The following is a 14006-nucleotide window of genomic DNA, read 5'->3' as shown; positions in this document are numbered from 1 at the left end:
TTAGTGGAGTGTTTTAGAAATAGGTTTAATGGGTTGACGCGAGAATGTATCAAAACAGAGCATCGCACCGATACGTAAATATTCAACAATTTCAGAAAAAGCAATCTCTGATTCTTCATCTTCTTGGGAAAAATCCAGTGAGACTTGTGAAATATCGCTAATATCTCTAATTACCTCTTGCACCTCATCAGAGGCTTGATTAAGGGCTTGCTGGACCAAGCCAAACCCGACGAGAAACCCTTGCGCCCACTGCGCCATCGCTTCAGCTCGCTCATCAAGGGGAACATTATCACTGGGTAATAATAACCTAAAACCTAAGCCATCATCAGTAATCTGCTTTACGACTTGCAGATAAATCGACTCAACCATTTTTTTTACCTCATGTGGCAAGCCCATTCCCTCGTTAACCACATCATTAAAATGCGAACGCCAACTTTCATCGTCCAGTTTCACACCACCACAAACCAACCCAGATAAAACACCATGGGCTTCCGATGCATTTGTAAATAAATCTGCAGCAGCAAATACCTGATTTATTTTTTTTAAACTTGGTAATGATACTTTACTCATTTGTTTGACTCTTTATAGTAATGAATACGCTTTTAGTGACTTTTTAACTCGGTTACATGCTTACATCTCATTTATTCTAACACTGAGCCTATTTAGCTTCCAGTAAGTACTTGAAACTTGACAACTAGATGTCTATAGTTCTGAAGTTATTTTCTCTTTAGCGAGCGGCCTCACATGTAATCTATTGTAACGCTCATTTGACCTTTATATTGTATGAGCGAATTATGGCAAATGTTGAGATATCAATTTTAGGACAGCAGTACAAAATTGCATGCCCTGATGGACAAGAAGAAACCTTACACAACACGGTTGAACAATTTAACGAAAAATTAAAAAGCATTAAAGCGAATGCCCGCGCGTTACGTAGTGAGCAATTAATTGTGATGGCCGCTTTAAATTTTTGCCATGAACTTAACAGTGAAAAAGCAAAAAACAAACAACAAATGGAACAGCTCAATAGTCGAATTCAAACACTGCAAGAGTCAATAGAGAGTGCATTGCAACCATTGGATAAAAATAGAAAACACGATTAAGCACTGTAAAATTGACGGTCAAAAAAGTTCAATTAGAGTTGATATAAGACAAATAATCTAACAAAAATCACTATGCAAATGAGCAAAATTGTCGTAAAGTATTTTTAACCCTCGGATATTCGCTAATCTTGACTACGTCCCTGAGCCGATAAGCTTTATCCTGGTGACTTGGCATGAATGCTATTGTGCAAGCTCGGCTAGTATCGAGAAGCCTAAGGCAAACACTAAGACACCGACTTTGACCTTCGGGTTCAAGGTCAACAGTCAATAACGGTATCCTTGGGTTGCTCCTTCAATGTAAAATCCCCCCTTTCTCTACAGAGTTTATTTTAATCAAGCTTTCATTAATGTTATTCTCTATTTTCCTTTTTATAAAAATAACGCAGTGATGAAAAATTCAATTGAAACGCAAAACATAATGCAAGCGCGGACAGAAATACGAACGCAGATGCGCCATGCCCGCCGTAATTTACCTTCATTACAACAACAAGATGATGCTAATAAATTGCTTGCACGCTTGATTAAACATGAACGGATCACGCAAGCCACTAAAATTGCAATATCACTGGCCAATGATGGTGAAATAGATACGCAACCATTTATACAATGGTGCTGGGAAAATCATAAACAACTCTATTTACCAGTAGTCCACCCTTTTAGTCAGGGACATCTGCTTTTTTTAGCCTATAGTGAAACGTCTGAAATGGTGCTTAATCGCTATGGCATTTATGAACCTAAATTAGATCAATTAAACGCCTGTCCTGTAAAAGAATTAGAGCTGATATTTACTCCCTTAGTCGCCTTTGACCTTAAAGGTAATCGCATTGGCATGGGTGGCGGGTATTACGACCGCACACTCGCACCTTGGTTTAAAAATCAAAGTGGCCCTTACCCCATTGGTCTTGCCCATGACTGCCAAAAAGCAGCGACTATACCTACACTTGAATGGGATGTACCACTGCCTGAGATTATCACTCCAAGTAACCATTTCAAATGGTAATATCAACCATCCCACCTAATGCACATCTGTATTTCTAATTTACTTCGGTATATAATCTCGACACTTTAAATCGCTTCTTCGATAAGGTTCAAGATGACACAGGATGAAATGAAAAAGGCGGCAGCCTATGCAGCATTACAATATGTAGAAAAGGATTCGATTGTTGGTGTTGGTACAGGCTCAACAGTTAATCATTTTATTGATGCACTAGCGACCATCAAATATGACATTAAGGGAGCCGTATCAAGCTCTATCGCATCAACTGAAAAATTAAAAGCTTACGGTATTGATGTGTTTGAACTTAACGAGATATCTGAATTAAGTATTTATGTTGATGGCGCAGATGAAATAAACCCATATAACCACATGATTAAGGGTGGTGGTGCAGCATTAACGCGTGAAAAAATCGTTGCCGCGGTTGCCGATAACTTTATCTGTATTGTTGATAATACTAAAAATGTAGATGTATTAGGGGAATTTCCACTCCCAGTAGAAGTGATCCCAATGGCACGTAGCTATGTAGCACGAGAGTTAGTTAAATTAGGCGGCGACCCTGTCTACCGCCAAGGTGTAGTAACTGATAATGGCAATGTTATTTTAGATGTATATAACATGAAAATTGCCGAGCCACTTAAACTTGAAGCACAAATCAATGCTATCGTTGGTGTCGTCACCAATGGTCTATTTGCAGCTCGTGGCGCAGATGTTGTTTTGGTCGGCACGCCAGAGGGCGTAAAAACTTTAAAATAATTCCAGAATAGTTTTGTGATTTAGTTATCTCACTTTTCATCATATGTTAGTGTGATTTTTTATATCTCGATATGTGCATAAAAATTCACATATCCTATTGTTTTTGCTATTTTACTAGCACAATTGATTGTTCAGTTACCTTATCTAAGACCCAAGGAAATAAAATGACTAAGTTTTCACTCAGTAAAGATAAAATTAAAGTTCTACTGCTTGAAGGATTACACCACAGCGCAGTCGATACATTCACCCAAGCGGGCTACACGAACGTTGAATCGATTAAAACCTCATTAAGCGAAGAAGAGCTAATAGAAAAAATAAAAGATGTTCATTTTATTGGTATTCGCTCACGCAGTAACATTAATGCAAAGGTTCTCGAAGCTGCGGATAAATTAGTCGGAATTGGTTGTTTCTGTATCGGAACCAACCAAGTTGATTTAGATGCCGCGCAAAAAAAAGGGATTGTAGTATTTAATGCCCCATTTTCAAATACACGCAGTGTAGCTGAATTAGTCCTAGGACAAGCATTACTATTGTTACGCGGCATACCAGAGCGTAATGCTAAAGCGCATCGAGGTGAATGGGATAAATCAGCAAATGGTTCCTATGAAGCACGCGGTAAAAATTTAGGCATTATTGGTTATGGCCATATTGGCACACAATTTGGTATTTTAGCTGAAAACTTAGGTTTTAAAGTCTCTTTTTACGATATTGAAAATAAATTAACACTTGGTAATGCAACACAAGTTGCGACATTAGATGAATTATTAGCACAATCTGATGTGATAAGCCTACATGTACCAGAACTTGATTCAACTAAAAACATGATGGGTGCAAAAGAGTTCGCAAAAATGAAAGATGGTGCGATTTTCATGAATGCAGCACGCGGTACTGTGGTTGATATTCCAGCGTTATGTGATGCACTAAAAAGCAAAAAGATTTCTGGCGCGGCAGTGGATGTTTTTCCGATTGAACCAAAATCAAATAATGAAGAATTTGAATCGCCATTACGCGAATTTGATAACGTCATCCTAACGCCACACGTTGGTGGTAGCACGCAGGAAGCACAGGAAAATATTGGTTATGAAGTCGCAGGGAAATTAGTTAAATACTCTGACAATGGCTCGACTCTATCTTCTAAAAACTTCCCTGAAGTTTCATTACCTCTGCATAAGGGCGCGAGTCGTTTATTACACGTTCACCAAAACCAACCGGGTATCTTAACTAAGATCAACTTGGCCTTTGCAGAAAGCAATATCAACATTGCCGCGCAATATCTACAAACAAATGAAAATATTGGTTATGTGGTTATTGATGTAAACAGTGAAGATGCACAGGTAGCATTAGACAAGTTAAAAGAGATCCAAGGCACTATCCGCGCACGTTTGCTTAACTAAGCAATGCCTATCATACCCATTATCATGCAATTGCTTGATAATGGGTATTAATAAGCAACAACGGTATTACCACCAATTTTTTTAGCTTTATAAATAGCAAATTCAACATTCTTAATTAACTCTTCAAGCGATTTATCCAAATCTGCTTCAGAAATGCCAATACTGACACTCAATTCCACACCATCCTTTAATAAACCATAAATATCTGTACGCACTCTTTCTGCGACCAAATGCATCGCACTTACTTCACTGACCGGGCACAGAATCAAAAATTCAGTACCACTCCAACGAGAACAAAAATCTGTCTGGCGGACATTTTTAACTAATTTATCGGCAATCTCAACAATCAGACGATCCGCATCTCGATGACCGAAGTTATCATTAATCGCTCTAAAATCATCAATATCGAGTAGCATCAAACAAAAGGGCTGCTTATAACGAACAAAACGCCACCACTCTTCCTGTATTTTTGACTCCATTGTACGGCGATTGTATAGCTTAGTTAAACCGTCATTAGTTACACGTTGATTAGCTAATTTATTCAGGTTAGTACTATCATGCCAACGACGAAGAACAAAAAAAAAGCCACTCATTAATAGCGTAATAGTTAATGGAATAATAATATGCAGGCGAGAACTCGGATAATTAATGGCATAATCTTGCACCAATTTGAGTATATCTATTGATGAAAATAAAAAACCGAAAAAGAGGTTTAACAAAGTAATAAGCAGGATATCTATTACTATTTTTTTATTAATTTGCAGTTTATTACTAAGCATAGCCCCTCCTTTTTCGCATTCAATTTAACTGTAGATTTACTTCAGATAAAAAGCTCCATGCTATCAAACGACTTATTTTTTGCCCTTGAGACATGTTAATCACTCTAACTTGGATCGCACCCATTTTTAGCAGATATTTTTTAAGTACAGCAATATTTTCAGACTTGGAAACAAGGCTAGTAAACCAAACAACCTGTTCTGCATAATTTTTGCTTTCACGAACCATCTCTTTCAAAAATGCAATTTCACCGCCATCACAGTATAACTCATTATCTTGCCCTGCAAAATTAAGCGATACATCAACTGTTTTTTTATCTTTACTTAAATTATTGACCTTTCTTGCATTACTCGCCATTGCCTCGGCTTTAGAGGCATGAAATGGTGGGTTACACATCGTTAATGCAAAGCGATCTTGTTTTTTAATAATACCATCGAAAATTGCATTTTTATTTTTCTGTAAAACTAACTTCACAAAGGGTGATAATTGTGGGTTTGAGGTGACGATTAAATTAGCTGTTTTAACGGCTAACGAATCGATATCACTGCCACGAAATGACCAGCCATAGAGTTGGCTACCAAGAATAGGATAAATACAATTGGCACCACTGCCTATATCAAGAACTTTGATCTGCTTCCCTGTTGGCACAATGCCGTTATTGCACTCTGCCAATAAATCAGCAAGATAATGAATATAATCGGCACGACCAGGAATAGGAGGAGATAAATATCCGGTCGGTATTTGCCAAAAATCAACATGATAAAAACACTTTAATAGCGCTTGGTTAAGAGCTAACACCGCATTAGAATTAGCAAAATCGATAGTATCACGACCATCTGGATTGCGAATAACAAACTCCGTTAACGCAGGACTAATAGTGCATAGCTTTTTAAAATCATACCCTTGTGAGTGTAAATTTCTTGGATGTAGCCTACCTTTTTCAATCTGTTGTTTATTTTTCATCAATTTCCAAAACTATTTAATCTTTTTATGGTTTAGGGTTAATACCCATTGGTATCACGGAGTATTCACTTAGCACACCACTAACATCTAATAACTTTCGCTTATAATGAAATTTCACCATTTGATAATTTAACTCCGGTGCAAACCAAGCGACTAATGTTCGATCATTTTTTTTTATTTGTTCCACACGTAATGTGGTCAGCTTACCAAATTTACTATCGATCACTTCTTGCCCCTTAACGGCAAAAAAATAGTGCATAATGGCCTTGGACGTCTGCATATAATAGTCAAAACTGACTTGCCCGCTTTTTAATTCCTCAACTAACTGCAAGCTTAACCCGTTAAAATCTAATATACGCCCCACTTCACTGATATATTCACTCTCTTTACCATTATTGACAAGCCGAGTGCGGTGGCCATCATCGAAAAAATCGGCTTGGATGTAGCTTATTCCGAAGCCATCACTCACCCGATTAAATTTTTTAACGAAAACCTGCTGTAAAGGGATACTCCAATAAAGCTGAGAGTCTTGGCTGGCAAAAAAATCGTAGCTTAAAAAGGATAAATCCGCATGGCTAGTGATACTGATATGGTTATTGTAATAGCTTATGTCGCGGCTAATTTCACCAATAAAATAATTTTTATAATAAATATTATAAACATAGTGCTGCTTTGAATCTTTAAAACCAACAGCCTGCTTAGCCTGTATAAAAAACGGCGTCATGGCAGACAGTAAAAAAACAACAATAACAGACGTTTTTTTTAACACATTACAAGCTCTTTATTTTATTAACAATAGCAACGAGACCATTGGTTGCGAAGGGCTGAGGTGATGTAACAACCCTAATTTTTGAAAAACAGCATCACTATCTAGCGCTTTAATTTGCTGTGCATTTTTACCCTCAAAGAGAATAAATAAGATCATCATTAAACCACTCACCACTCGCGTATCACTGGCCATTTTAAAATGATAGCCTTCACCTTGCTGCTCGACAACTAACCACGCAAGACTTTCACACCCCTTAACTTGATTTTCATCGTTCTTTTCATCTTCATGCAAGGCAGGCAACTGCTTACCTAGCTGAATAATTAAACGATACTGTTTATCCCAGCCTCTATTTTCGGCAAAGGCGTCGATCAACTGCTCGATACTCATTAATGAACTGCTCATATTAATGCCTATTTTTCTGTTTCATATAATCAGAGAAAAGCACCAAGGCGCCACTGCTGCCTGTTAGCTCTGCACTGTCATTATTATCTTTACCCACCCAGGTCGTGACCAACTCATCGTTATCAAAGCCCACAAACCAGCTATCATTAAGGTCATTTGTTGTGCCGGTTTTACCTGCAAACACCTCGCCAGAATTGCGCCAACGCAAGCTGCGCGCAGTTCCTTCGCTAGTAACTTTATGTAATGCTTGATTTAAATTGTCGACGGCTTGCTTGGAAAATATCCGCGATGCTTTATTTTTTCTTGCATATAATAACTCCCCATCGCTAGATACAATGGCGCGAATAATTGTTAAGGGTTCATACACCCCCTGCATCGTGATCGCTTGGTACATTTGTGCAACCTGTATCGGCGAAAGCGAAACACTGCCTAATACCAAGGAAGGATAAGGTAATATTTTTTCTTTCACCCCCATCTTATGGAGATTATCAATCACATTGTTTAATCCAACCTGCATCCCTAAATTAACCGTTGGGACATTTAAAGAATGTACTAAGGCATATTCAAGCGTAACTTGCCCACGGAATTTACGATCATAATTTTCGGCTGCCAGCGCTGCCCAGTTGAATTTTTAAGGACAATAGCAGTGTCATTTAAAATATAATCTAATCCATAGCCCTCCTCTAGGGCGGTCAAGTAAACAACGGGTTTCACTAATGAACCGATCGGTCTAATGGCATCTAAAGCACGATTAAAACCACTAAACTTGACATCTTTACCCGATACGACAGCATGGATCTCTGCATGTTCTCTATCACTAACGACCATTGCACCTTGCAGATCTGGCTGATTCTTTTTAGCAACGCGCTTTATCCCATTTTGTACAGCATACTCAGCATGCAACTGTGAAAGCGGATCAATAGAGGTAAAAATATGTAAACCACTTTTATTGCGAACCGCTGAGGGCACATTCCCCTGCAACTCTCTATACAACAAACTAATAAAAGCTGGATTTGCACGGTCATTAAGGGCACCGCTATCGCTCAAATTAAGCTTGTCTGCAACGGCATATTGATAATCCGCAGCCGATATTAAATTATTATCGACCATTTCACGCAACACAAGATCTCGCCGCGCGAGCGCCCGTTCGGGATTACGACGCGGATTATAATAGGAAGGTCCTTTAATGATAGCCACCAGCAACGCAATCTGTTCGATACGTAATTCATTGATCGGACGAGCAAAATAAAAATCACTGGCAAGCCCGATACCGTAAATCCCCGTTGCGCCATTTTGAGCAAGGTAAACCTGATTTAAATAGGCTTCCAAAAGCAAGTCTTTGCTATATTTACTATCCAATAATAGAGCAATATAGGCTTCTTGAAATTTACGCCAAAGGCTACGTTCTTGTGTTAAAAATACATTTTTAGCTAACTGCTGGGTCAGCGTACTCCCTCCCTGAACCGTCCGCCCGGCTTGAAAATTAACCAAAAAAGCACGCAAAATTGCAAAGGGAGAAACCCCTTGATGATGGTAATAATTTCTATCTTCCATCAATAATAATGTATCAATAAATAGATCTGGAATTTTTTCAAAGGGAACAAATACTCGATCTTCAATCTGTTGTGAGTGTAAACGGGTTAAGAGCAATGGGTCGAGACGAATTGATTGTATTTCTCGCCCTTTGCTATCTTTAATCGCGACTATTTTGTCAACATCAAAGTGGATATTTATCTTAACAGCGCTTTCTGGTCTATCTGAAAACGTAAAAGCACGACGATAAATCGTCACCTGATCGCCTGCAACTGAAAACTGCCCTCGACTTTGCACTATTTCTACAGGACGATAGTTGAGTGTTTTTAATTCACTTATCAATAATGTCGGCGATAACTCCTTGCCGACTTGCAAATGTAACGGTCGAGCATAAACTTGCGCTGGCAATGCCCATGTTGCACCATCAAATTTACGTTCAATTTTACGATCAAAATAGATACCTAAAAGAAACATTACCGCGATCAAAGCGAGTGAACTTTTCCACAAAAAGGACCAGATAAAATGCAAAATAGTTTGCTTAATCGTTTTCCCTTTAGCTGTTACTTTCTTTTTACTGCTCGTTGTTTTCTTTGTAACACGACTTTTTTGTGACATCCAATTTCCAACCACTTGTATTTATTATTAATATTTTTACTTAGCGATAACCGCGATGCGGTTCACTCAACCAGTGACATCGGCTTTAATAGACAAAAAATTACCGAGAGAGCGTCCCATTTATCCCTATGTTCACAATTGTAACAAGCATATTGCTACAATTACTAATTTGCACAGTAAATCGTGATAGCGACGCCTTAAATCCCCCTAATCGCCTACTTCATAGACAAAATTAATTGCCTGTTATTTGCTAACTTTAATCGAACGCCCTGGGCGTTCCTCGAGGGGTTTTTCAGGCCAACGATGTTTCGGGTATCGTCCACGCATCTCCTTGGCAACATCAAAGTAGGAGGTGCACCAGAAATTAGCTATATCACTGGTTGTTTGAATCGGACGTGATGCAGGAGAAAGTAATTCAAAGCGAATTGCTATGCTATTATTGGCTAATTTAGGTGAAGACAACTGACCAAACATCTCCTGTAACACAACTGATACTGTCGGCCCTTGATGAGGATCGTAGCGAATGGCAATCGATTTTCCACTAGGGGCTTGATGAAGAGAGACTCAGGGGCATGGCTCTCTAACATCTCCCTTTCCTGCCAAGTTAAGGTTGCCATCAGTAAATCGATAAGATGATATTGTCTCAGCTGTTTAATCGTTTTAATGTGGCTAATGTAAGGCAAAAACCAGTTTTCCAATTCATTCATTAAATAACGCTCATTAATCGGCGGAAAGCTATCCATTACGCCGCCTAGCCACTCAGCCCTTGCTAACCACCCTGCACATTTTTTCGTCCAATTAAGAAACCCAAGCCCCTCCTGCTTTACAATATCAGCAACGCATTTTACAAAATCATTCTCAGGAATGGTATTGACTATTTTTTCTTGCAGCAGCAGTGAGTGATAAAGTAATTGCTCTCTACCAATCACCTTCTCTTTTTTATCATCTAATAGGTAATGGTGATTTGTCTTAAACGACGATGCCAGCACACTGTTAATCTGCGCCATGGAAACGGTCGCTGCACTATAAATGTAACCATCCTTATTTTTACCATCGCAGTCACAGACAACAAGCCACTGCGACCCCTGCAAAGCGTCACCCTCACGAAGCGTCACTCCGCGACCATTGGCAAGCAAATAGCGATTACTATTTACATTGCGTATTTTCGCTAGACGGTCAGGATATGCCCTTAGTAACAAGGTGCCGACCTGCGCATTCAATTCTGGCAAACTCATGGGGTCGTGTAACATCGCTATGCGCAGCGATTTAGCAAAGGATCTCGCTAAGGTGATAACTTGATCTAATACGTGAATATTAATGCGCTGATTTTGCTTGGCTATTCTTCTATCCTTAAGATAGTCATTAAACAGGATCACCCGCTCCATAATATCAGCGCTATCGGCATTGAATAAAATATCACGCTCACTCAATAATGCCGCCAAAACAGAGGCGACATGTTGTTGCGATGCTGAATCACAGTGCAGCAACATACTCGCTAATCTTGGTTCTAGCCCCATTGTTAGCGCCAACTCCCCCTGCTGAGTTAGCTTATTATGATCCGCCATTAGCGACAATGATCGATTCAACGTGCAGGCGACATCAAAGTGATGTTCAGGAGGAGGCGTTAACCAGTTCACCATATCAAACTGCGTCACGCCCCACGCAGAAAGCTCTAGCACTAAACTACTTAAATCTTTATTGGTGATCTCTTCGGCTTGAAATTCATGCAATCCATGCTGTTTTGCTTCGCTCCATAGGCGAATACAACGTCCATTTTGTAAACGTCCGGCTCGCCCAGCTCGTTGTGTGGCTGACGCTTTAGATATATGCGTTGTATCTAGCCGAGACAATCCGCTTTTAACATCAAAATTTAACTGTTTTTCTAAACCAGAATCAATGACACAAGTAATACCTGTAATCGTTAAACTGGTTTCAGCAATATTCGTCGAAAATATCACTCGACGTTGATGCTCAACTGTTTTACTAAGCACCAACTCTTGCTGTGCCAGTGGTAATGCGCCATATAATGGCAGGAACTCGATGTTCGAATCTAATTGCTCCTTAGCCAATTTTAACAGCCGTTTTATCTCCCCTTGCCCGGGTAAAAAAACTAATATATCGCCCATATTAATCTCATTTAAAACAACTCTCAGCGCCTGCATCACTTGCTGTTCAAGGTAAGTTGTAGGATTATTGATATAGTCAATGGCAACGGGGTAAGTTCGCCCAGGGCAGCTAATAATCGGCGCGTTATTCAGGTAATTGGCAAGTAAATCAGCATCTATCGTCGCAGACATGACTAATAATTTTAAATCATCGCGATAGGCTTGTTGCACTTCCAAGGCTAACATTAATGCTAAATCAGCATGAATTGACCGCTCATGAAATTCATCAAAAATAATCAACCCCACCCCACTCAACTCTGGGTCCTTTTGCAAACGACGCGTTAATACCCCCTCAGTAACAATTTCCAGCTGCGTATTAGCAAACGCTTACACTCGTTACGAATCTGATAACCAATGCGTTGGCCGACACTTTCCCCCAACTGTTTCGCGAGATAGAAGGCGATCGACTTAACAGCGACACGTCGCGGCTCTAATAAAATAATCTTTTTCCCACCTAAAAAAGGCGCATCGAGTAATGCCAATGGCACAGCTGTTGATTTACCCGCACCGGGCTCAGCCTGAAGTACCAATGCGTTGGATTGAGTAAGCTCTGTCTGTATTTGCGTAATAAAATGATGGATCGGAAGCACGTCTAAAATAGCCTAAGTAAGTGAATGGTATTAATTCGTATCTATGCGATATCGGGCTAGCTTACGCTAACTTAACGTAGATTTCGTCACCTCAATGAGGCAAAGCTTGATATAAGCTATATAATGAGGGAATTAATAGCGGTTTTATCATCAATAAAATAGATTTACAAGGCGCTGCTAATATAAAAATTGAGTGGTGACATCGCGGCAATATCAACCAATAGAAAATAAGTTAAGGCAATTATCTAATGTTTGCCTTCTCACATAAAAACAGATCAAATTAATGCCTAATTATGCATTTAATTTGACTAGGTGGTTAATACTTGCTATAGATAGCCGCAAAAAATAAGCAGAGTCATTTTATGGCAATTTTCTGCAATATTAATTCTATTTACCACTGAATGATGCCAGCAACTTCACGCGATTAAGCATTTATTAAGGAATTTTCAATGCCCACTAACGATAGTAAAAAAACTTTAGGTATTTTAGCCCTTGCCGGTGTGGAGCCGTATACAGCAAAAAGCGGCGAAGAATACATGGATAAAGCGCAACGCCAGCACTTTACTAAAATTTTAGAAGCATGGCGTACACAACTGCGCGAAGAAGTTGACCGCACCGTTGATCACATGAAAGATGAAGCAGCGAACTTCCCTGATCCTGTTGACAGAGCAACACAAGAAGAAGAGTTCAGCCTAGAGTTACGTGCTCGTGACCGTGAACGTCGTTTAATTAAAAAAATATCTAAAACACTGAAAAAAATAGAAGAAGATGATTTTGGTTACTGTGAATCTTGTGGCATTGAAATTGGTATTCGCCGCTTAGAAGCGCGCCCAACTGCTGATTTATGTATCGATTGCAAAACATTAGCTGAAATTAAAGAAAAACAAATTATTGGTTAATCACGAATAGTCTATGCCAAAATACGGTTAGCTTTAGGTTAACCGTATTTGTTTACAAGGTATCAACTTTTGTCTCATTCCCTATCCAGCCCAAAAATAAGCTATCGAGGACGTTTTGCCCCCTCTCCTTCAGGAAGTTTGCATTTTGGCTCTCTTATCGCCGCCCTAGGTAGCTATTTACAAGCCAAATCACAACAAGGCCTTTGGCATGTGCGCATTGAAGATATCGACCCACCTCGTGAAGTCACAGGTGCAAGTGATGATATTCTCCGGACTTTAGAAGCCTATGGATTACATTGGGATGGCAAGGTTGTTTATCAAAGCGAGCGCAGTGAGGCCTATGAAGAGATTCTTTCACAACTTAATAAACAAGCAATGTGTTATGGTTGTAGCTGCACTCGACAAATGATTAAGCAACAGGGCGGCATCTACTCTGGCCAATGCCGAGAAAAAAATTTACCCATAACAAATAATGCCTTACGGATAAATTTAAGTAAATTATCCCATCCTATTAGCTATTTTTATGATCAACTGCAGGGCGAGGTACACTTTAATAAAAGGCAAGCCGAAGAAGATTTTATTATTAAACGTAAAGATGGCCTATATGCTTATAATCTCGCTGTTGTCATCGATGATATTGAGCAGGGCATAACAGAAATAGTACGTGGCGCTGACCTATTAGAGACAACGGGCAAGCAGTTATCTTTATACCAATTATTAGATGCACCTGCAGCAAACTATATTCATTTACCCGTTGCAGTTACCTCACCGGGTAAAAAATTATCCAAACAAAATCATGCCCTAGCGATTGACCGCAGAGATCCTATTCCCACATTGCTTAAGGCACTCAGCTTTCTCGGCAACCCGGTATCAGCGGACACAGACGTAAGCAGTTGTGAAAATATACTAAAATCGGCCGTTGCTAATTGGTCTTTACAGAAAATAACAAAACAGTTAGAAATTCAAATTTAAAAATTAATTTGTTTTTAATGAGCCACGCACATAAAATAAGCGCTTGATTTTTTTTAAGCTACATGAATCGCAGT

General features: G+C 39.3%; 16 protein-coding genes and 1 other RNA gene. 7 read left to right on the top strand and 10 right to left on the bottom strand.

Going from position 1 to position 14006, the window contains the following annotated elements; genetic code table 11:
- Entirely contained in the window at positions 1-570 is a 570-nt protein-coding gene (locus tag AB1A03_RS10930; protein WP_354624684.1) for a UPF0149 family protein, read from the bottom strand.
- Positions 571-794: 224 nt separating this feature from the next.
- On the opposite strand from AB1A03_RS10930, the gene AB1A03_RS10925 reads away from it, so the two are divergent.
- The 5 genes from AB1A03_RS10925 (at position 795) to serA (ending at position 4247) form a co-directional block, all read left to right on the top strand.
- A complete protein-coding gene (locus tag AB1A03_RS10925) occupies positions 795-1103 on the top strand; it encodes a cell division protein ZapA (RefSeq protein WP_354624683.1) in 309 nt (102 codons plus the stop codon).
- A 104-nt stretch (positions 1104-1207) separates the two neighbouring features.
- Positions 1208-1392, top strand: a non-coding RNA gene (ssrS, locus tag AB1A03_RS10920) — 6S RNA.
- Between the two features lie 99 nt (positions 1393-1491).
- Positions 1492-2103: a 5-formyltetrahydrofolate cyclo-ligase gene (locus tag AB1A03_RS10915; RefSeq protein ID WP_354624682.1), complete on the top strand. Its 612-nt coding sequence runs from the start codon at positions 1492-1494 to the stop codon at positions 2101-2103.
- A 93-nt stretch (positions 2104-2196) separates the two neighbouring features.
- A complete protein-coding gene (gene rpiA / locus AB1A03_RS10910) occupies positions 2197-2853 on the top strand; it encodes a ribose-5-phosphate isomerase RpiA (RefSeq protein WP_354624681.1) in 657 nt (218 codons plus the stop codon).
- Between the two features lie 164 nt (positions 2854-3017).
- Positions 3018-4247, top strand: a complete 1230-nt coding sequence (gene serA, locus AB1A03_RS10905) for a phosphoglycerate dehydrogenase (protein WP_354624680.1) — start codon at positions 3018-3020, stop codon at positions 4245-4247.
- A gap of 47 nt (positions 4248-4294) precedes the next feature.
- On the opposite strand, the gene AB1A03_RS10900 is transcribed toward serA, so the two are convergent.
- From AB1A03_RS10900 to AB1A03_RS10860, 9 genes are all read right to left on the bottom strand, one after another.
- Complete coding sequence (locus tag AB1A03_RS10900; protein WP_354624679.1) at positions 4295-5026, bottom strand: GGDEF domain-containing protein; 732 nt, start codon at positions 5024-5026, stop codon at positions 4295-4297.
- A 19-nt stretch (positions 5027-5045) separates the two neighbouring features.
- Complete coding sequence (gene rlmF / locus AB1A03_RS10895) at positions 5046-5987, bottom strand: 23S rRNA (adenine(1618)-N(6))-methyltransferase RlmF (RefSeq protein ID WP_354624678.1); 942 nt, start codon at positions 5985-5987, stop codon at positions 5046-5048.
- A gap of 25 nt (positions 5988-6012) precedes the next feature.
- Entirely contained in the window at positions 6013-6756 is a 744-nt protein-coding gene (locus AB1A03_RS10890; RefSeq protein ID WP_354624677.1) for a DUF3108 domain-containing protein, read from the bottom strand.
- A gap of 12 nt (positions 6757-6768) precedes the next feature.
- Positions 6769-7158: a SufE family protein gene (locus tag AB1A03_RS10885; protein WP_354624676.1), complete on the bottom strand. Its 390-nt coding sequence runs from the start codon at positions 7156-7158 to the stop codon at positions 6769-6771.
- 1 nt (position 7159) lies between these two features.
- The gene (locus AB1A03_RS10880; RefSeq protein ID WP_354625298.1) at positions 7160-7771 is read right to left on the bottom strand and encodes a penicillin-binding transpeptidase domain-containing protein; all 612 of its coding nucleotides are present in this window, start codon (positions 7769-7771) and stop codon (positions 7160-7162) included.
- Positions 7711-9306 carry a transglycosylase domain-containing protein gene (locus AB1A03_RS10875; RefSeq protein WP_354624675.1) on the bottom strand — a complete coding sequence of 532 codons (1596 nt, stop codon included), beginning with the start codon at positions 9304-9306 and terminating at the stop codon, positions 7711-7713. Before AB1A03_RS10875 ends, AB1A03_RS10880 begins: the two co-directional genes overlap by 61 nt.
- Positions 9307-9549: 243 nt before the next feature.
- Positions 9550-9831, bottom strand: coding sequence for an ATP-dependent helicase C-terminal domain-containing protein (locus AB1A03_RS10870; RefSeq protein WP_354625297.1), 282 nt, complete (start codon positions 9829-9831; stop codon positions 9550-9552).
- On the bottom strand, positions 9750-11744 hold the full coding sequence (hrpB, locus tag AB1A03_RS10865) for an ATP-dependent helicase HrpB (protein ID WP_354624674.1): 1995 nt from the start codon (positions 11742-11744) through the stop codon (positions 9750-9752). The genes AB1A03_RS10870 and hrpB overlap by 82 nt, the downstream gene beginning before the upstream one ends.
- 8 nt (positions 11745-11752) lie before the next feature.
- A complete protein-coding gene (locus AB1A03_RS10860; protein ID WP_354624673.1) occupies positions 11753-12061 on the bottom strand; it encodes a hypothetical protein in 309 nt (102 codons plus the stop codon).
- A 449-nt stretch (positions 12062-12510) separates the two neighbouring features.
- Between AB1A03_RS10860 and dksA the strand changes: the two genes are divergently transcribed.
- A complete protein-coding gene (dksA, locus tag AB1A03_RS10855; RefSeq protein WP_354624672.1) occupies positions 12511-12960 on the top strand; it encodes an RNA polymerase-binding protein DksA in 450 nt (149 codons plus the stop codon).
- A 69-nt stretch (positions 12961-13029) separates the two neighbouring features.
- The gene (gene gluQRS, locus AB1A03_RS10850; RefSeq protein WP_354624671.1) at positions 13030-13932 is read left to right on the top strand and encodes a tRNA glutamyl-Q(34) synthetase GluQRS; all 903 of its coding nucleotides are present in this window, start codon (positions 13030-13032) and stop codon (positions 13930-13932) included.
- The last annotated feature ends 74 nt before the right edge of the window (positions 13933-14006 follow it).

Origin of the sequence: Psychromonas sp. MME2, assembly GCF_040566515.1 — a bacterium.
GTDB lineage: Bacteria > Pseudomonadota > Gammaproteobacteria > Enterobacterales > Psychromonadaceae > Psychromonas.
Note: the sequence above shows the minus strand (reverse complement) of the source record. Positions and strands in the feature narration are given on the sequence as shown.